Below are 20,477 nucleotides of genomic sequence, written 5' to 3'. Positions count from 1 at the left end.
TTATTAATTTATATAATGATGAATTCTACTTCTTGTTTTCAGGTAAAACTGCTTAAATAAAAGGTGGTTTTCAGCCTGTTTCCATTTAAACATTATATAGAATTTAGAGGTAAACAAACTTATCTCTAAAACCACTAAATCATGGGACTACAATCTACTGATACTCCACAGGGTATCATCCAATTTACCGGTTCAATTATCGACGGTAAAACCGTAAAAATCAACTATAATTCTTTACCAGGAGCACACCCTAAAACAATGGGTTATTTTGTAGCTATTTGGCAAGGTTCACAAATCCAGGCTTTAAGTGCTGCACTTCAAACACAAAAAATAGGTACCGACGATCAGGCTGGCACTACAAATTTTACTGATTTATCGTTACAAAAACAAGACTATATTATTGGTTTTGGGGTAGATTTTGCTGTCGGCACCACAATTTGTGCTACATTAATGGTATCAAAAGATGCTAAGCCTAATGATCCGCTACCGGCTATTTTGAGTAGTGTTATTGTACCTGATGGCGCAATAGGCACCAACTCATTAGTTGCAACATATGTTACGCCTCTATACAATACGCCAAAGCAAAACGCAAACTGGATCGGATTATTTTCTGGTGCTTTTACCGCAAATTGCTTTACTGGTGCTAATGTAATTGCAACTGCAAAAGCTACATCTGATACTAACACAGGTTCAATTTCTATGAATAATATCCCTAACGGTCTTATTCGTTTCGAAACTTATACGCTTGTTTATGGAATGAGTTCAAAAGCTGGCTCACCTAACTACAGCGACATTATTAGTTATTATACTTTCACTGTATAATGCACGCTCAAAGGCCCGAATATTAATATTTGGGCCAACTTTTAACAAGAATCATGAATATTAAAAAGTGGCTATGCTTTTTTGTACTGCTTCTGCAATTATGTACCCTCCAGGTTTTAACTGCAAACGGACAAAACATAATAGTTACCGCTAAGCAAGATTCTTCGTTTCAAAGGCAAACTACAATAAGTGGGCACATGGTTACCGGTAAAATTATTACAATAAAATACAATACAATGCCTGGTAACAATCCGCTTAAAAATAAAAACTGGGTTGGTATATGGCAAGGAAGCCAGATTTTATACGATACACCGCCTTTACATAAAGCTTATATTTTAGGAACGAGCAGCTCTGGTGATCTTGCCTTGGATTCATTATCAATACAGAAAAAAGAATACATAATTGGCTTTGGATCTGGAAGTAGTACTAGTACAGTTTCAGCAACACTTTACTTTAAAGCAGATGACGTATTTTTCGATCCTGGACTTTCTTTCTCTACAAAACTGGAAGTTTTAGAAGCGGGAGATAATTATTTGGTTATTAAATTCAAAACTCCTTTAGGTAATATTCCTTTCAAAAATAAAAACTGGATTGGTGTATGGAGCGGTCAAACATTTTTAAGTGACGGCAGTAATTTAATCAAAAAGCAAAGTGTTAATTCTATAGTAAACGAGGATGCTATTGCGATAAACAACCTCAATTTAATTCGTGGTACCTGGTACACTATTACCTATGGAACGGGACCTGCATTTACAGAAATTGTTGCCTCATACACATTTATAAACCATTAAAACTACGGCCCGATGAGCATTCTATTTAAAGCTACTCAAATTCCAGGTTTGTACAGTTACGTAACTGATACAGAATGGCGGGCTTGTTTTTTACCTAATTTAAGCGCTGCACCATCAGTTACTCTTGCTGATAGCTTTAATCAAAACGCAAGTATTTACATTTTTGCTTTACAAGAACCTGACTTAAATAACCAATTTATTCAAAATGTATATGCGCTTTTAAATACCAATTATCCTTTTTATCAACAACAAAGCGATCATTGTTTTTTATGGCTTAATCAAGGTGGCAACCCTGATGTAATATCAAAATATCAGTTTGGGCAAGCTATTATATTTGATAATAGTTATAGTGTGAAGAAAAATCCGGTAACCACATCACAGCAATTGTGGTTTAATAATAGTAATTATTTTGCAGTTGCAGCGTATAGTCAGGTAAGCATAAATAATACTTTAGATGGTTTTACCATTCAAAGATCGCCAGTATCAGTTTCTCCAAACTACAATTATGGTTTATATCTTACCAATGTTTTAAGTACAGATGCGCCAATACCTTTAGGCAACATTGCAAGAAATGATTCAAATCCATCGGCAGAACCACCTTTAACTATTCTATTTAACAGTATTGGTAGCTCAATCCAGTATTCTATTTCTTTTCCGCTAGAGTTTGATAATCCACAATACTATCAAATCGGACAAGATTTATATCCTTACAATAGCTCTAATAATTACACTATTATGCCTACAGGATTAAAGTATTACTTTAATCAGAATGATAACGTTACCGAAATAACTTATCAACTTTTCAGCAACACAAACATCCTAAATTTCAATGCGTTATTTCATCCTGGCGCTATATTTAATCAGGATTACACCAGTTTCAAATTCGAACAGTCTTCATCCCTATATACGAATATCCCTACAAGCTACGGTAAACTCATAGCCGTAGCAAGCAGTTCAAATTCTATTCTTGTTTTCTGTAAGTCGCCCGATCAGTTAAATACTGGTAAATCGAGGTATTATTGGACAATCGCAGGAGACTTTGTACTGATTAACGGATGCTCAACGGAGCAGAGCATTATTCAAAACAGGCTACTTTGTGGCGTTTCGGGAACTGAAACCATCAGTTTCACTGGAAAAAATGAAATTTATGAAGGTGACTTGATTAGTTTTAAAAACAACCAAGCTGCCTTTGCAAAGGTTTTTCCAATTCTTAATGCCCAAAATGAGGTAAATGATCTACCACTTTTAAGTAGTGAATTTACCACAGCCTGGTTTTCGTTTAAAAAATCATCCCAAAATGGCTCTGCTCCTATTTTTTACCACTCTCAGCCTGAAGGCGCAGCTTTATTTAATCCCGGTGAAACAGCTGGCATTTTAGGTTACGCTGAAGTAGCCTCTTCAAACCTGAGCAATCATCAACAATCGTATTTCCCGCTGGCAAGTTCTGCTATAAGTACGCCCTATTTAGGCATGCGAAAAAAAGGTGATCCCGGTTATTACAATCAGGAAACCATCAGACAATTTGAAATACAAATTTTAAATCCAGCGAGGAAACAGGCTATAGCGACTGCAAATAAAATTTATAAAGGTTTAAAAAGAAAAACCTTAAAAGCGGTAATCACTAATGATGTAAATTTAAGCACGACACCTCAGGGTCTGCTGGTTAATTTAACTGAAGATCAATCGGCATGGCAAAGTTTAACATTAGCAAATCCAACGGTTTCTGCTGATGATAATGAAATTGTACAACCTTTAATGTTTAAAAACATTGATACAGATGGTGCTGAAACGGGTTTACAGGAAGCTTTCCAAACCAATGAGCAATTTCTAGTAATTAGCAATCCTGTTCCAAATCATAGTGATTTTTACAATACCTATTTTCAAAATAAAATTGATGTTGCTGCATGGCCATTTATATTAGATATTACTGGACAAAATAAATGGACAGGTAAAACGGGCTTTAACAATATTGTTATTTTTAAATTCTGCAATTATTCTATTGAGGAGCGAATTAAAAATCAGAAACTTTGGACAGATCCTCTAAACTTCAATAAGCCAAATAAACTCCCTGACCTTACTAAATGGATTTTAGATTACATTGATATCGCAAAGCAAGCAGTGGATAGAGATGGCAAAAATAGTCCGTTTTACAACTTTGTAAATATAGTAACCAATAAAGATTGGAATGGTATTCTTTGCCTTCAGGCTACTATCGATTTAACCAATTTACCAAAAGAAATCAAAGCTATATTGGCAGGTATTAATGCATCGAGATTTACTGCACATCACTTTGGTATAGAAGCCAACCACATAGGTTTAACAGCAGAAAACAAACTTGATGTAAACTTTAAAAGTTCCATGTTTGGTTTAATTAATTACTTTAACGAAACCTACGAGGCATATATTCAAAAGAAAATTATACCACCAGTTCCTTTGCCGCTTGCCCCTGGCGACTTTGATTTTAAGGTGCTTGAATTACAAGTTCTTTTTGATAAATCTGTTATTAAAGACTTTAAATCTAAAATTCAGCTTAATTTAAATGCGCTCTTCAACGAACCGGTAGTTTCAGAATCTAATCCAAAAAATGGCTCTATCAATCAGTACAGCATTGTGATGGATGGCTTATACGATAAAAGAAATGGCAATACGGGTTATTCATTTTCCATAGCAAATACTAATACGTTAAATTTAAGCAGCGTAGCTTTATCTAATGTAAATGTACTTTCGGTGCAATTGGCTACTGTAGATGAAACCGATGCCGCTGATATAACTACTAGATTTTACATAAGTGGAAACTTGGCATTTAATCAGTTAGAAAACTTTGACATGTTTTCTTACACTTCGCTACCATTCAGCAATTTAATTCTGAATATGAAGTTCAATCTAAATATTTTAGGATCAGATCATACCCCTAAAAAAGCATTTAGCTTTGAGCCGGCTGGGATAGTTTTCGGTAAAAATAATGCGATGACACGCCCAGATAGTCTTGTACCGCATTTTCCGCTTGATTTAACAAATTTACTTTACAATAGTCCTGCTACAGCTGCAAAAGGTACGCCTGCGGTAACTCCGGCATCTTTATCTTATATTCCTGTGGATGCTCCGCTGGCAACTTTATCGCTTTCAAGCACCTGGTATGCACTCAGGTTTAATGTAAACTTAGGATCAATGGGTGCCTTAACTGCTAAGATTGGGTTTAATGCAGAAATTTTGCTCGCTTGGAGTCCTGGCTTGGCTGGTAATCGTGCACAGGTTTTCATAAAAATGCCATTCAGCGGTAGTAAGCCTGATAAAGGTTTTAGTTTACAAGGAATTTTAAAATTCGCCGTCGGCTCCATTATGTTTATTAACACACCTGCTACTGATGGTGAAAAGCCTCAATACGCAATGGTATTTACGCAAATAGGACTTTCTTTAATGGGTTTAAAACTACCAAGATCCGGAAATACTATTTTCTATTTATTTGGCAACCCCGATGGAAATACTGCTGATGCTACAAAAGGCAATTTGGGCTGGTTCGGTGCTTATCAGGCCGAAAAAGAAAAAAGCAAAAACTTAAACAACATACTCCTATAAATCTTAAAACTAAAAAAATGGCTTCTAAAAACTTAACTACAACCGGCACATCAACTTACGCAACAACGTATGGTGGTGCAGTTTATTTAACCTTCGGCGATTCGCAAATTATGCTAACAGCCGCAAATCTTAAAATACCAAGATTTTCTTATGTTTCTGAATCTTTTTATACTGCTGTTAGTTTAGGGCAGATTAAAGATGCGCTGAGCTTAATTTTAAATAAATTTAGTGATGCTACAGGTATTTCTGTTGATACTGTTACTGCGCAGATTGACAGTTTAAGCAATTTACCTGTACTAAAGCAAATCCTGACATCAGAATTGGTGATTACAGAATTTGTGATTCAACCGCCATCATCAGATACAGCTAAAGATGGTAAATACAGTTTTGGTATGGGCTTGAAATTAACTACAGGCAATACACTTGGCCCAATTACGCTTGATGGCGTTTCTTTCAATATCGCATTAACTCAAACTGCCTAAACATGCCTGATATCTGCACCACCATAACTTTAGAAGGACGTGAAATTCCGTTGGTAGCTAAAACAGCTGAAAAGCTAATTTGCTATTATACGGTGCCGTCGCTCTCTGCCGATCCTGTTATTTTTTCGGCAGCGGACAAAGCCATTACGAGCGTTGCCGGACAGTTAGGTGAGGCAGGAACATTTATTAATGCTCAGGAATGTTTAAACAGTATTACAAAAAAAATTGAAGAAATTATACCTGCGCTCTCTGTATTAAAGGCATCCAATCAAATTGCCTTTATGCAAATCCTCGAAATCCACCCTATCGACCAAGTTTCTTTCCTGATTGCGGTCAAAATAAGTGAAGGGACATCACTTTTAGGAAACATAACTATTGATGGGGTTGGATTTCAAATTAAAGTAACAAAAACAGGTTAATATCATGGCCACACAATAAAACTTATGTCGTATCAAACCGCATATGGCGCCAGCATTTATTTAACATTTGCAGGCAAGCCACTTATCCTTACCGGAACACTTTCTGTTAATGAAACAAATTTCGAAGTGGATATGCCAAAATTTACACTGGGCGAACTTATCAATGGTATTATCCATATGGTAAAACCCAGCTATACCCTAAATTTTGATGCGCCGTGGAGTTATATATTGAGTGCCGAAATCAAAAACTTTAAACTTAAACTAAAAGTACCTTCCAAAGCTTCGGGTAAGCCGATTGAATTTGGAATACAATACAATACAAATATTAAAATCCCTGGCTTTGAGATTACTTCTCTCAGCGTAATGGCCCGTTCTATTCGTGATGTAAATTTTAACATGACTGGAAGTTTGGACTTTTTAGGGCTAAAGTACAATCTAGATGATTTATTTGGCAAGGATGGAGTTAATTTGCTCGATCCGCAGGGCATGCCTCAACCAACTCCTAAACCATCAGTATTTAAACTTAACTTTTTAGGCGCTGGTCAGCATTTAGAACTTACAGATGCCTCAAAGTACAACCACGTAAATGAAGTTGTAAATCGTTTACAGGAATTAATGCAAGAGCCACCTCCAGGCACAGTTGTGCCTCCATTTACGCAGGCTCTTCATTTCAACAACAATAGCCAGTGGTTATTCGCCATTGATGCCGTTATTATGAATACGGTAGCCTTTAAAATTGTATTTAATGATCCTGTGCTTTACGGGCTTTACCTAAGTCTTTCTGGTGAGAAGGCCAAAGTATTTGCCGGGCTTGAATTTGAAATTTTATATAAGAAAATAACCGACGATATCGGGGTTTATCAAATAGAACTTAAACTTCCCGATAGCATCAGAAATTTAGAATTTGGTGCGGTATCGATTACGCTTCCGGTTATTGGAATTTGGATATATACCAATGGTAACTTCAAAATTGATCTGGGTTTCCCATACAATAACGACTTTTCTCGTTCTTTTACCGTTCAGGCATTCCCTTTTACAGGTGCAGGTGGTTTCTATTTTGCCGTACTAAACGGATCAACCTCATTAACTGTACCTAAAACTGATATTGGAACTTTTAATCCTGTACTAGAATTTGGCATAGGTTTGAATCTTGGTTTAGGTAAAACCTTTAACAAGGGCATTCTTTCAGCAGGTTTAACCATAGTTTTTTATGGTATAGTTGAAGGTACGTTGGGTTGGTTTAAACCTTATCCAACCAGCCATGTTAATCCATCAGATCCTGATCTTTATTACAAACTAAAAGGAACATTTGGCATAGTTGGGCATATTTTTGGTTCAGTAAATTTTGCCATTATATCAGCCACATTAGATATTATTGTTTATGCACAAGCCACAGTAACCATTGAAGCTGCAGAACCAATTTTACTTGCTTTTGAAGCTGGAGTTTCTATTCAGCTTACCGTAAAAATAAGCCTGGGCTTTTTCTCCATCCGGATACATTTATCCTTTAGCGCAACCATCAGAGAGCAATTTACAATTGGCTCTTCTGGGCCTGCCCAATGGAAACCAATTAGAGCGAAAGATTTCTTATACCGCCTAAATGTTAATGAAACAGCCACTATCCCCCTAAATTGGGACAGCCTGGTTACCTTAAATACGCCACAAAAATTAGACATTTACTTTATACCGTTCTTTAGCGCTTCAAAGCCTGCGCAAGCACAAAAAACAGTTGGAATTGCATCTCTTTTTGCTGAAAACGATAATAATACCCCATTAACAAATTATGTTATTGATCAAAATTCACTTAATTCTGATGGTGAACTGAAAGCATTTGAAAAACTGTGTATCAGTATTTTATCATGGGTATTAAATGCAGCGTCAAGTGGGCAGCCGCAAAACACTTCATTTACGGATTTACTGAGCGATCAAATTTCTGCAAAACAGATTGATGAAATTATTAATACCTTAAATCAACCTGCAGGCGAAACCAGTAATGTTTCATTTAACTATAAACAGTTAATTAATTTTATTAAAGAATTGTTTGTACTAAATATTATTGAAGCACAAGGAACTAAAGAGCAAACCTTACCGTTAACGGTTTTCCCGATGATTCCAGATTTGCTAATGACAGATTCTGCAAGTAATCGTGTAGTTAATTTCAGCACGTTTAATTCTGTTAACGAGATCTACATTGCTAAGGTTTTAGAATTGGTATCTCAATTTACAGATAGCGACCCTACCAGTATAAAATCCGTTCAAAATGAACTGACTGAATCCATGGCTACGCTAATGTTTACAGATTATTTCCAGTTATTGGTAAAATCACTTCTGCAATCAGCACAGGAAAACCTGGAAGTATACAACTATATTTTACCTAAAAATGCAGATAACACGCTTTCTGCAATGGCAAATGCATTTAAAGTTAGTGCAGAGTCTATTGTGCTAGCCAATAAAGCTGTTGAAGGCATTTTGGCAACGGGTAAAAACATAATAATTCCTGGAGTTGAATATACCTTAACAGTTACTGATACTTTTGAAACCCTACAAAAATCTCATCAATATATAAACAGCGGCACAAACTGGAATCTCGATTTCATTAATAATAACTTAAACACCATGATGTTTAAGACGGGCGCAAGCATTGAGATTAAAGACCAGAATTATGATATTTTACCAAATGATACCTTCAATTCAATTAAAACAAGTCAATCTTTAACTTTAAGTGAATTGGCTGATGTAATGGAGAACAACAAAACTAAGCTTATACTTGAAACATTTAGTTTAGTTAGTCTGCCTTATTTTAACGTTATAATTGAAAAAGAAAGCACTTTCTTATCCTTGGCAACAGCTTACAACGTTGATTTAGATACAATTGCAGAGGTAAACCTTGGGGCAAATATCCTACAAAATGATGCAACCTTCTTTATCACCAATGTGCAATCGCTAAGTGTACAAACTATCTTAAATGCTGTTTATCAAAGCAATGGTTTTTCTAAAGCAGGTGGAAGTGCGAGCAGATTTGCATTGCATGGTTTAAGGTTACCAGAAGTTATTAATGGCAATCCTGGACAAATATTAAACGGGCTTTATGAATTAACTGGGCAGCAGTTAACGATGCCAGTAATTACCGACCCAACTAAATTTAGTTATAGCCTTTCGCTCAGTAAACCAACAGATCAGGAAACAGCTTTAAACTGGCTAACTTTTAACGGGCAAGGCTTTGATGTAAACAGCATTCAATACACATTAAGCCAACAAGAAATTGATAGAGTTTATGCTTTCCAAACAATTGGTTTTACACCTAAAATTGACAAAGGACCAACCGCTATTCAATTGTATAAAGATCAAAGTCGGGTATTTGCATTTTCAAATCCAATTTCATGGAGTGCCTTTGGTCGCATTCCTATCCCATCGATTTGGAATTTCCCATCATCTTTATCAGGAATCGGAAGTAGTAGTCCTTTGGTTGATTTAAAACTCGCCGTGCAAACCAAGCCTGATGCAGCACGTGAAGTAAATCCGCTACCTACCGACAATTATTTTTATGGCACAATGGTTCCGATAACAATAAAAAAGGTAAGTAATCAGGCTAAAGAAAAAATAAATGAACGCACTTTTGAAGTATTTGGTACCGATGCAAGTGGTATAGAAACTTTAACAGCTTTACTCAGAGCTGATAAAATAGATAACTTATTAGATTCTGTAAGTATTTTATATGCATCAAACCCTGATAATGACGAAGCTAGAGCATTACGCTCCGATGATTTTAGCAAACTTTTACTACTTCTGATTAATACTAATCTTTCTACAGAAACCAACCCAGATACCTTAAAACTTGCTACAAGGGCAAATAATAATAAAATAAGCAATACCACTCCTATTGATTTTATATCACGTTTATGGAAATCATCTTTAGTACGTACTGGTGGATATTATTTGTACTATGATTTGGATGGAGATACTTTGCCTGAATCGATATTTGATAAAAATGGAAATGGAGAAATTTATCTGCTAATTCAATATAAAAATCTACCAAAAAATCAGGTAACTGCTTATATGAATATGGCTGGTGTATATCAAAACATTGACACTTCTCAATCGCTTCTTTTTGGAGAGTGGAAGTCTGATATACAATCTGCTACACCTGCGCAGTTAAATCAAATGTTAATTCAAAATCAGATTATCAGAAGTGCAGTAATTAAACCTGGAAATGTTGGTTTTGAGTTAGAAAGGGAAAACCCTGATGATTTATTCGCCACTGAAAAAAATAATTCGGATAACTATGCTTACGATCTTCAGATACAATATAATTTATTGAATTATGCCGTTAACGGTGATGGTAAACATTTTAATAATCTGCAATCTGTAACACCGGTTAGTCCCACTAAAAATCCAAATAACGCCAATAATGATTGGCATTATAGCAAAGCAATGCCTGTGCGTAAGTTTTATAACGGACAAGCTACCTCGGTTTATACAGGTTTGGGAGAATCGGTTTCAATAGGTTTTAATTGGCAAGATAACTATGGCAATATTTTTAATGGGCCAATAAATAATGTAAATTATAAAATTTTATACTTCGATCAGTTAATACCTTTTTCTACCTGGCCATCGTTAACCACTGATTATTATTTCTTTAAGGCTTTAGCTAATTCGAATGATAACTTTAATTTAACTTTCCATTTTATACCAGGAGATAAGTACAGCTTTAATCCGGCAGATCCTGATGTTCAAAACCTTAAAGCTGCTGTAGTTGAGCAGGCAAGAGAAAGCTTAAAAATTTACATGGGCATTCTCGATCAAATAATTCAGACCGATGTAAGCATTAATCTTAAAATATCTACTAATCCTGATACACTTTACCCGCTCGCTCCTGCCCAGCAAGACTTAAAAAATGGCGTATTAACCTTTATCAATACCACAACCACCTGGATACAGAAATTTATTGCCAACCCGGATCTTTACAATCAATATCAAAGCCCTGAAAATCCTAATCCTGAAATTTATAGTTATAGTTATGTATTTAGTAGCCTTATTAACCCTGTAAACCAACAAGATATATTTGCACTCGCTATAAATTTGCTAATCTCAAGATCTACGGAATTAATTGATCCTCAATTTATTTTTAACAATAACGGAGTAGCCGTTTATGCACCAGGTGTACAACAGATTACTAGCTCGGTTAAACCAAAAGCTTCTGATTTGCCTGCCCCAAATGGCGCAAATACGACCGATAAATCTTTAGCACTTAGAAATTTCGCCTTAAATTTTGAAGAGGCATTTGATAGCCAGCAATTTAAAGTTGCCGCAACCTACGTAGGTGAGAAAAACAATACTTTAACCAATACCCACAACGAAGAATTATGGGTTGTTAGAATAAAAAATACCAACGATAAACAAAATGGTATTGCTTGCGCCGTTAATTACAGTGAAGCAAATTATTATGCTCCACAACCTTTAGCAAACTTCCTTTTTGGGCTACAAAATATAGAAATACATGATTTTGATTTTTATACAGGAAGTCAAGCAGGAAGCAGCCAACGCAATTTTAGTGGAATCGATTCAGAAGTGTGGGCACAAAACTTTTTACAAAATATAGAATCCATACTGGGCTCTGATATGAGTTTACCAATTACAATGATTGACCATTTAAATGGCAGTGCTGATGATAAAGGTATTTTGGCAAATTTATTAAAAGCAAAACAAACTGTAGCAGATGCAATTGGCTTGCAAACTATTCCAATTCTTTTAAATCCAAATCAGCAGGAAACGGGCTTATCCCTGGCAACAGAAAAAATAAGGCAGCAATTGCTCATTAACCTTTACAATGGATACATGATTAACACCGTGGTACAATACCGTGTTGATATTGACACCCCTTATCCAAATAATGCCCAACAAATAGCACCAAATTATTATGGTAAACCATTTGTAAATAATCAATTTGCTGATGATGCAAAAAGCTATTCATTCTCTACAGCAAAAATTCCACTTAAAAACTTTGCAGGAGCACAAGAACAAGCAGAATCTTATTTAACTTATACTTTTGAAGCTAAAACCCCATCACTATCTTCTAATATTGTCGTTCCTGTTCAGTATAATATTACACATGCAGAGTTTAATATTCAAAAATTAAAAGAAAACGCCACCAATTTACCTGATGGTTTAAATAATTATGAAATTTCTGAATGGTTAAATTTTATTCTTCCTTTTGATGTTGCTTACAACACAATGGCTGATACAGAAATTCCTATTCCGTTAAGGCAATATCCAGCTTTACCAGTTTATGGAAGTCAGATTTTTAGTCCAAAAATAGAAAGTACCGAAAGAGATAAAATTACTATCGAAGATGCTAAACTGAGCAATTTCTCATTCGATTATACTTTAGATCACTTTGTTGCGCAAGACAGTTATAACTTTGAAGTTTATTTTAACGCTGATCCTGAAAAAATATCAGCCTTGCAAGATTCAAAAAGCTTAAGCCCTAAGCAAAAAGCTTTATTTGCTCAACTTGCCCAATTCGAGAATGTTGCTAGCGATTTTACAGATTATTTTAAAACAAAACTGCCAAATGTAAGCAAAGATACAAGTAGCGATGAGCTGAAAACGTTAACTAAAATGCTCAATTCTTACAGCGATTTAGCTAATAATGTAAGTGATGCTTGGTTAAACCTTTATACGAAAGATTTTAGAGCCAACTTTATGGCTACACTAGAAGTTATTACTGCAGCTTTTGAGGTTACAGAATCTTCTTCTGCCGCTGACTCTGAGAATGCATTATTCCAAATTAGCATTAGTAAGTGGTCTGTAGTTTCAGGAGATAAAGCAATTTCTTATGTTTATTTCCCTGAAATTGGGATTGATGACTGGACACCAGAATGGTATTACTGTAATGAAATAAATTGTATTGATCCTTTACCAATCCCGATAGATCAAGATCCGGAGCAATATAAAGAGGTAATTTTAAGGTATTATAAGCTTATTGATGGTAAAAAAGAATACCTAAGCTTTAAAGATGGTGTTAATTTAAGATCACGAAACATTTCCTTCAAAAATCTAAGTGTATTATTGATTCAAAATGCATGGGCAGGCTTATGGATTGAAAGAAACTCAACACTAGGCAAATACCCTACTGCGCCTGAGTTTATTTATTCTACACCGCTAAGCAGGTTTAATAACCCAATTATGCCATCATTAAATTTAAATAATACATTTGAGTTACAACCACCTGCACCAGATCAAAAGCTATTAAAAAATTACATCTGCAATTTGCTAAGTAAATTATTGCTAGCGCCTGATGGAACTACCGCACCAGCTAGTTTAAAAATTCTGGTGCAGTACAAATTTACAACAAGTGGGCAGCCTGGCGAAATGCCATACATTACGCTACCAGTTGTTTTAATGCCACCAACTTTATTTACCGAAGCAGATGTTGATGGCAGTGGCGAAGCTGTAAACGCATTAAACCAAACCATATTATCTTGGTTCGCAAGTACGCAACCCATATTTAATTGTGGATTAATAACCTTCTCAGCTTTCTTCTACTCAAACCTTACCGGAACAACAAACAGTTTACCATTGCTGGTATTAGATAACCTGGAAATTGATGTAAATAACGTTTCTGATATAAAACAAGATTAAAACATTAGGTAAACAGAAAAGCCCTGACTCAAAGCAAGAACTTAGAGAAAGGGCTTCTGTTTTAGAAGAAAAATGATTTAAGCGTTGGATTTAATGTTGAAAAAATTACGTATTTCTTTTTCTACATAAAAAGCAGAAGTATGTCTGCCGAAATAATCAAAATAATTATAAATATCATTGTGGTTAGCACCATAAAATAAAATTATGCGGTTAATATCATTCTGGTTCCCAGATCCTACACATAAAGCTAAGTAACCACCTACAACCATACTTCTTTGTGATTTTGATAATTCCATACCAAAATCAACCATGCCACCATTTGATTTTGCAGTTGTTAAATTAGATTCTCGTACAATAGGAATATCTTTAGGGGAGTTATAAGTTAAACCCCTTTCAAAAACCACAACATTTGGAGTTAATGCTGGTGGCGTAGTACTCATTGCGGCTATATAGCTTTCTGCCCTTGTATGATCTGGTTGATTAACATGAGATTCGCCAAGCAAAACAATGGATGTTGATGCGGCAGGTTGCGTAACAAAAAGGTTTTGTACATTGGCAATAGCTGTATTTGCGGCATTATTTGTCAAATTAGCAGGTATATCTGCTCCCCTCGGAATATTCGTTGCACCTTCAACCAAATTGTTTACAGATTTTAAAACTGCCGCACTTACCTGCTTATCGGTTGCAGGTTGCCCCAGGGTAACCACCTTGTTGTTAAATAGCTCCTGTGCATAGGTGCTTTGTAAGATTAATTTCATAGTTTGAGTAAGTAATTGGTTTATAAAAATTTAATTTTATCTAATTTACTTACTCAAAATTACAGCAGCTTATAGGTTTTCACTGTTTTTAAAGGGCTATAACATTGTTTAAATTAAGCTTTAATTCTTATAAATATTAAAAAGCTAAAAACAGCCTTTTAATTAATTATTTTCCAGATAAAAAGGATGAAAATATAATTCGTTTAGCTAAAAAATTATTTTGATTTTTACAACAAATTAAACATCCCTTTTATGTCCCTCAAATCTACATTAATTACTTTGGCCGTAGCAGCTATTGGCCTAAGTGCATGCCAAAACAAACCCGTTGACGTTGCTAAAGATGAAAATCTTAAAGATAACATTGACACACTTAGCTTAAAGGTAGCTAAAACTTATGTACAGAATTATGCCAAACGTGCTGGCACCGTTGATTCTAACTTTATGGAAGCAGGTTTTTCTAAAACTAAGAAACTACCTGATACCCGTGCCGTATGGTTTAGTATTGCTCGATTAAAAGCTTTAGTTAAAAAAATTGAAGCTGAAGGCGGCGACGGAATTCGTTTTTATTACGCAGCTTATGATAGCACATATAACGATAAAAGTCAGGGCCACCAACCACCTAGACCTTACTGGAATCATAACACTTTAATTATGATCTCTACTAAAGACAGTTTAAAAAAATACCACAGAGATTATTACAATGACAAAAAAGTTGGCTCAAATGGTGGCGTAAATGGTTTCATTATTGGAACAACACCAGAAAACCGTGGAGAAATGTGCCCACCACCAGCAAATTGTAATGATATTGGTGCTACTCTAATTGAAGATAAACCAGAACCAACTCCACCAAAAGCGATTAAAAAATAACGATGGGCATTTACTTTACCGTAAATACTATAATTGAATTAATTTGCCTCCTAATTGGCTGTTTTTGTTTATACAACGATAAACAGCCAATGTGGAGGTTCTTTATCTTATATTTATTTCTCATATGCCTTACCGAAATTTCTGCAATTTACATGCGCAAAGTTCTATCGGTATCTAACCTTCCACTATACAACATTTTTTTAATTGTAGAATGTTTCAGTATTAGTATTTTCTTCTACAACATTTTAAAAAAATATGTAAACAGAATTAAGTGGCTAATGGCGTGGTTATTTCTTTTCGTTATTATGTATGCGACAGAAATGATAAGCAATCATTTTTCTAATTTTGTTTTTAAAACGGCTTCTGCAATTTCATTCGTTTTTGTGCTGGCTTGTTTATATTTTTACTACCTGATGCTACGCGATGAAAAATTTGAAAAGCTAGGTTCATATGCTCCCTTTTGGTGGGTAAATGGTACGCTTATTTTTTATTTTGGTAGCACAGCAACTAATATTTTTTTCGATTACCTGATCATGGATCAGTTTTCAAAATTCCAGCATTCCATCCGGTATATTATTTTCAATGTGCTTAATATATCGTTATACCTTTGCTGGTCATACGCTTTTATATGCAGATATCGTCAAAGGAAATCATCTTCTTAATTAGTATAATAACCATTATATTTTTAACGATCCCGTTATTTCTGATCGCATATATCAGGCTCTACAACAGGCGAAAGAAGAAACATGTAGAAGAAAAAGAAATTTTAAAAAGTACATTTGAAAATGAGCTTCTTAAATCGCAAATGGAAGTTCAGGAGCAAACTTTAAAAACCGTAGCTTACGATTTACACGATAATATTGGCCAGTTGCTAGGCTTAACTGTTGTTACTTTAAGTTCTATTGATTTAGAAAATATCGAAAAAGCAGCAGAAAAAATAAGCGCTGCAGAAGAATTAACAAAAAGATCAGTAAAGGCAATCAGAGCACTTTCGCGATTATTACATGGCGAGGAATTGTTAAGCAGAGGTTTGAATGGAGCCATTTCCTTTGAATTGGATTGGGTAGAAAAATCAGGCCTTTTTAAAATTAATTATGTAAATAACATAAAAGATTTACCATCACAGCCTGATAAAGAGACGATCATTTTCAGACTTTTTCAAGAAATTTTAAATAATATATTGAAGCATGCCAAGGCAACAGAAATTTCCATTATTTTAGATTTATCAAACAACATTTTAACTTTATCTCTTGAAGATAATGGTATAGGCTTTGAAATTGACGAAATCAACAAACAAAATAAAGGTATGGGCTTGCACAATATCCAGAAAAGAGCAGAAATGATCGGTGGAAATGCCTTGTTTACTTCTATACCAGGATCCGGCACCAAAATCATTATAAGTACCCCTTATTAATATCTACCTATTTTACTATGACTCCCGATAAAACCATATCAATTGCAATTATTGACGACCACAATCTTTTTCGCCAGGGAATGATAAGCTTGCTTTCCGAATTTAAAGAAATTCAGATTGTTTTTGATGCTTCCAACGGTGAGGAAATGAAAGATAAAATTGGTCGCAATCCCATTCCAGAAGTTATTTTGATGGATGTAAGTATGCCTGTTATGGATGGTTACGAATCTACAAGCTGGATTAAGGAAAATTATCCTCAAATAAAAATATTGGCTTTAAGCATGTTTGATGAAGATAAGCCGATAATTAAAATGCTTAAAAATGGTGCTGGTGGTTATTTACTTAAAGAATCTAAAACAAGTGATGTTGTTGCAGCCATAAAAACCATAAATAATACGGGCTATTACCTTAATGATCTGGTTTCGGGAAAGTTATTGAGAAACATTCAGCACAACTTACCTACGCAAAATATTTCAACTGATTTGAGCGCCAATGAAATTAAGTTTCTACAGCTTTGCTGTTCGGAATACACATACAAAGAAATTGCCGATCAGATGAACTTAAGTCCGCATACTATAGATAATTACAGACAGGAACTATTTCAAAGATTTGAAATAAAATCAAGAACCGGACTTGTTTTATTTGCATTAAAAAATGAGTTGTTCGTTTTGTAGCACAAACAACTCATTTTTATATATCTATTAGTGCTTAAATTCTTTAATATCTACTATCCTATTGTCATCCGCATTTTCCTTTAAAAAAGAAGTGCCACGAATATTTTTATGCCAGTTGTAGTTGCTTTGAATTCTTTGGAATATTTGTGTAGAATCGCTAGTTATTTTCGAAGGAACAGGTAAATTATCTACTTCATTAGTTAAATAATTAACCTGGTATAATGATGATGGCGTTAAAAATACTAGAGTACTCTTATCAGGAGAATTTAAAAAATATGATCCCTGGATGCGTTCCTCTTCCTTTTGTCTTTTTATAGGATAAACCTTTCCATTAACTACCGTAACTAAAAAATCATTATTAATTACATAACTACTGCGTCTCTGCTCTTCCAAACCTTTGGTATATTTTAAATCATTTTTTCCATTTGATGATTTATTTAAGCTAATTACCTCTGGAGAACCATTTTTAAGTGAAATAATATAAAAAGGTGCTATAGCTTTATTTCCCGCCAATTGAACCAAAACTGCCGTTTCTTGTGTATTAATAAATTCTGCTAATCCAAATTTGTTAGCTGTTTTTACATCATTCTTATCCGCCTTTATTGATAAAACCGTGTCTTTAAATTTAACACTAAACTGCAAACCATTAGGTTTATTGGTAGAGTCTGATTTAAAAACACTTAAAATATCTTCCTTCTTTTTTGGGGTTTCATTAAAACTTTCACTGGCTACTAATGTCCTTGCAGTATAAGTTTTTTCATTAATTTCTTTTTCTCTCTGGCATCCTAATGTTACAATTGAGAACAGGATTGCACATAACTTTAATTTCATAAATACGATCGCCTAATTTTTAGGCTAATTTAAATTCTTTATCATTACTATTGTGCAAAAAAGGAAAATTAATCTAAAATAATTTCTTCATATAAATGTGATTGAATGAAGGTTTGCCAATAAAACTGTAATTTTAAATCGAGCTGAAATAAGCATAAAATTATCTTGAACCAAATAAATTAAAAGTGAAAAGGATCAACTCCCTGCTACATTTCTTATGGATAAGCGTTACTCTATATTCTTGCCAACAGCAGAAAGGAACTTCTACAACGACAAATACAAAACACAACTTTGATAAAAAAGTAGCCATATGCTGTGAATCTAATATTCCTTCGAGATTTAAACCAACAGCAGCGCCTACGCATGACGTAAAGATTTCCAATTCCAATCATGAAAATATGGTTTGGGTAAATGGTGGCGATTTTATGATGGGCGGCGATAATAAACAAGCTTCTGCGGATGAGTATCCTAAACACAAAGTAATTGTAAAAGGTTATTGGATAGACCAAACGGAAGTAACAAATGCGCAATTTAAAAAATTTGTAGATGCTACAGGTTACAAAACCACTGCCGAGCGTAAGCCAGATTGGGAACAATTGAAGAAACAGGTACCTCCAGGAACTCCAAAACCTGATGATAGCTTACTGGTGGCGGCTTCATTAGTTTTTAAACCGGCAAAGTCTGAAGTTCCTTTAAATGATTATTCTCAGTGGTGGATTTGGGAAAAAGGTGCCAACTGGAAACACCCACACGGTCTTAAAAGTAACATTAAAGGAAAAGATAATTATCCAGTGGTTCACATTTCTTTCGAAGATGCAATGGCTTATTGCAAATGGGCTGGTAAACGTTTACCAACAGAAGCTGAATGGGAATGGGCGGCCCGTGGAGGACTTAAAAACAATATATATCCATGGGGAAATGAATCTGTAAATACGGGGAAAGTAAAAGCAAATTACTGGCAGGGCAATTTTCCTTATAAAAATCTTGTTCAGGATAAATATTATTATTCATCACCAGTAAAAACATTTAGCCCCAATGGCTACGGATTATACGATATGGCTGGAAATGTTTGGGAATGGTGCTCAGACTTTTACGACGATCATTACTACAAAACTATAAACCGACCAGAAGGTGTAAAAGATCCCAAAGGGCCAAGCATTTCACACGATCCTGAAGAGCCTTACGCGGTTAAGCATGTGGTAAGAGGCGGATCGTTTTTGTGTAACGACAGCTATTGTTCTGGTTATCGGGTTGCCAGAAGGATGAAAACTACAGAGGATAGCAGTATGGAACACTTAGGTTTTAGATGTGTTCAAGATAAATAAATATTAATTCTGCTTGCCTACACTTGTGCCATTAGCAGCATCTGTATTGCTGTTTATGCGTTTTCAAGGTAAAACCCGGAGGCTAGTTTTATAAACTCGGGTCCCAATTATATAAATGGAGGTGCCAGCTTTACAAACGGAGTTTATAGCTTTAATACTGTCTACTGCAAGTTTTAAACTGTCAACCTCTAACCTTAAACTATCTACTACGAGTTCAATACTATCAATCTCTAACCTTAAACTATCTACTACAAGTTCAATACTGTCAACCTCTAACCTTAAACTATCTACTACAAGTTCAATACTATCAATCTCTAACCTTAAACTATCTACTACAAGTTCAATACTGTCAACCTCTAACCTTAAACTATCTACTACAAGTTCAATACTTTCAGCTGATCTGGCATAGCAAATTTTCGCAGGACTAAGCATTGAAAATTATGAACAAACATTCAAAAACCAACTGGTACAGGTAAATAATTCTTTTATCCGCTGCCGCGGAGGCTTTATTCTTTTTGACAACAAAAAGAACCAAAAATTGTCGGCTCGCAATTTTTCTGTTTAAGGCAGTGGGTAAGCTTGGATCGTGCTTCCCGAATAATTGACCATGCCGATTGGGAGCTTTACGGAGAAACAGTGGTTTGGATTTGTTAGTGGGTTAGGCTGTTTTGCTAACCAACTTTCAATTATGTTACTAAATTTTCCGATGACGCTCGGGCATCCACCAATACCGTCATTGCGAGGCACGAAGCAATCTTACCAACAATAAATAATTATGATGTATTGCTTCACGCCCTTGCTTCAGTTCGCTAAAAGCGATAACCTTAAATGATCTTAAATGTCTTATATGGTTTTAATATAATGCTCATGCAATTCT

Annotated in this window: 13 protein-coding genes; 10 read left to right on the top strand and 3 right to left on the bottom strand. The window is 34.9% G+C overall.

The window, feature by feature from the left end; translation table 11 throughout:
* The first annotated feature begins 141 nt into the window (after positions 1–141).
* From EHC72_RS16850 to EHC72_RS16825, 6 genes are read left to right on the top strand one after another with little or no spacing between them, the layout of a single operon-like run.
* Complete coding sequence (locus EHC72_RS16850; RefSeq protein WP_131538882.1) at positions 142–822, top strand: hypothetical protein; 681 nt, start codon at positions 142–144, stop codon at positions 820–822.
* A 53-nt stretch (positions 823–875) separates the two neighbouring features.
* On the top strand, positions 876–1,613 hold the full coding sequence (locus EHC72_RS16845; protein ID WP_131538881.1) for a hypothetical protein: 738 nt from the start codon (positions 876–878) through the stop codon (positions 1,611–1,613).
* 12 nt (positions 1,614–1,625) lie between these two features.
* On the top strand, positions 1,626–5,189 hold the full coding sequence (locus tag EHC72_RS16840; protein ID WP_131538880.1) for a hypothetical protein: 3,564 nt from the start codon (positions 1,626–1,628) through the stop codon (positions 5,187–5,189).
* Positions 5,190–5,206: 17 nt separating this feature from the next.
* The gene (locus EHC72_RS16835) at positions 5,207–5,671 is read left to right on the top strand and encodes a hypothetical protein (RefSeq protein ID WP_131538879.1); all 465 of its coding nucleotides are present in this window, start codon (positions 5,207–5,209) and stop codon (positions 5,669–5,671) included.
* Positions 5,672–5,673: 2 nt separating this feature from the next.
* On the top strand, positions 5,674–6,090 hold the full coding sequence (locus EHC72_RS16830; RefSeq protein WP_131538878.1) for a hypothetical protein: 417 nt from the start codon (positions 5,674–5,676) through the stop codon (positions 6,088–6,090).
* Between the two features lie 24 nt (positions 6,091–6,114).
* Entirely contained in the window at positions 6,115–13,731 is a 7,617-nt protein-coding gene (locus tag EHC72_RS16825; RefSeq protein ID WP_131538877.1) for a hypothetical protein, read from the top strand.
* Between the two features lie 77 nt (positions 13,732–13,808).
* Here EHC72_RS16825 and EHC72_RS16820 read toward each other — a convergent pair whose 3' ends face one another.
* The gene (locus EHC72_RS16820; protein ID WP_131538876.1) at positions 13,809–14,489 is read right to left on the bottom strand and encodes a hypothetical protein; all 681 of its coding nucleotides are present in this window, start codon (positions 14,487–14,489) and stop codon (positions 13,809–13,811) included.
* Positions 14,490–14,741: 252 nt separating this feature from the next.
* Between EHC72_RS16820 and EHC72_RS16815 the strand changes: the two genes are divergently transcribed.
* The 3 genes from EHC72_RS16815 to EHC72_RS16805 all read left to right on the top strand — a co-directional run bounded on the left by EHC72_RS16815 (position 14,742) and on the right by EHC72_RS16805 (position 17,444).
* Positions 14,742–15,356 (top strand): hypothetical protein, encoded by a 615-nt coding sequence (locus EHC72_RS16815; protein ID WP_131538875.1) that lies wholly within the window; start codon positions 14,742–14,744, stop codon positions 15,354–15,356.
* 628 nt (positions 15,357–15,984) lie between these two features.
* Positions 15,985–16,770, top strand: a complete 786-nt coding sequence (locus tag EHC72_RS16810) for a sensor histidine kinase (RefSeq protein ID WP_131538874.1) — start codon at positions 15,985–15,987, stop codon at positions 16,768–16,770.
* Between the two features lie 17 nt (positions 16,771–16,787).
* Complete coding sequence (locus tag EHC72_RS16805) at positions 16,788–17,444, top strand: response regulator transcription factor (protein ID WP_131538873.1); 657 nt, start codon at positions 16,788–16,790, stop codon at positions 17,442–17,444.
* Between the two features lie 27 nt (positions 17,445–17,471).
* Here EHC72_RS16805 and EHC72_RS16800 read toward each other — a convergent pair whose 3' ends face one another.
* A complete protein-coding gene (locus tag EHC72_RS16800; RefSeq protein WP_131538872.1) occupies positions 17,472–18,275 on the bottom strand; it encodes a hypothetical protein in 804 nt (267 codons plus the stop codon).
* A gap of 185 nt (positions 18,276–18,460) precedes the next feature.
* On the opposite strand from EHC72_RS16800, the gene EHC72_RS16795 reads away from it, so the two are divergent.
* Positions 18,461–19,600, top strand: coding sequence for a formylglycine-generating enzyme family protein (locus EHC72_RS16795; RefSeq protein ID WP_246029450.1), 1,140 nt, complete (start codon positions 18,461–18,463; stop codon positions 19,598–19,600).
* A 63-nt stretch (positions 19,601–19,663) separates the two neighbouring features.
* On the opposite strand, the gene EHC72_RS16790 is transcribed toward EHC72_RS16795, so the two are convergent.
* Entirely contained in the window at positions 19,664–20,032 is a 369-nt protein-coding gene (locus EHC72_RS16790; RefSeq protein ID WP_131538871.1) for a hypothetical protein, read from the bottom strand.
* Between the last annotated feature and the right edge of the window lie 445 nt (positions 20,033–20,477).

The sequence above is a fragment of the Pedobacter nototheniae genome, assembly GCF_004335085.1.
GTDB classification, from domain to species: Bacteria; Bacteroidota; Bacteroidia; order Sphingobacteriales; family Sphingobacteriaceae; genus Pedobacter; species Pedobacter nototheniae.
This window is presented reverse-complemented; position numbering and strand designations above follow the sequence as displayed.

Coding starts and splice junctions, on each gene's coding strand:
- EHC72_RS16850 (WP_131538882.1), top strand. CDS start 142: ATGGGACTACAATCTACTGATACTCCACAGGGTATCATCCAATTTACC.
- EHC72_RS16845 (WP_131538881.1), top strand. CDS start 876: ATGAATATTAAAAAGTGGCTATGCTTTTTTGTACTGCTTCTGCAATTA.
- EHC72_RS16840 (WP_131538880.1), top strand. CDS start 1,626: ATGAGCATTCTATTTAAAGCTACTCAAATTCCAGGTTTGTACAGTTAC.
- EHC72_RS16835 (WP_131538879.1), top strand. CDS start 5,207: ATGGCTTCTAAAAACTTAACTACAACCGGCACATCAACTTACGCAACA.
- EHC72_RS16830 (WP_131538878.1), top strand. CDS start 5,674: ATGCCTGATATCTGCACCACCATAACTTTAGAAGGACGTGAAATTCCG.
- EHC72_RS16825 (WP_131538877.1), top strand. CDS start 6,115: ATGTCGTATCAAACCGCATATGGCGCCAGCATTTATTTAACATTTGCA.
- EHC72_RS16820 (WP_131538876.1), bottom strand. CDS start 14,489: ATGAAATTAATCTTACAAAGCACCTATGCACAGGAGCTATTTAACAAC.
- EHC72_RS16815 (WP_131538875.1), top strand. CDS start 14,742: ATGTCCCTCAAATCTACATTAATTACTTTGGCCGTAGCAGCTATTGGC.
- EHC72_RS16810 (WP_131538874.1), top strand. CDS start 15,985: ATGCAGATATCGTCAAAGGAAATCATCTTCTTAATTAGTATAATAACC.
- EHC72_RS16805 (WP_131538873.1), top strand. CDS start 16,788: ATGACTCCCGATAAAACCATATCAATTGCAATTATTGACGACCACAAT.
- EHC72_RS16800 (WP_131538872.1), bottom strand. CDS start 18,275: ATGAAATTAAAGTTATGTGCAATCCTGTTCTCAATTGTAACATTAGGA.
- EHC72_RS16790 (WP_131538871.1), bottom strand. CDS start 20,032: ATGCTTAGTCCTGCGAAAATTTGCTATGCCAGATCAGCTGAAAGTATT.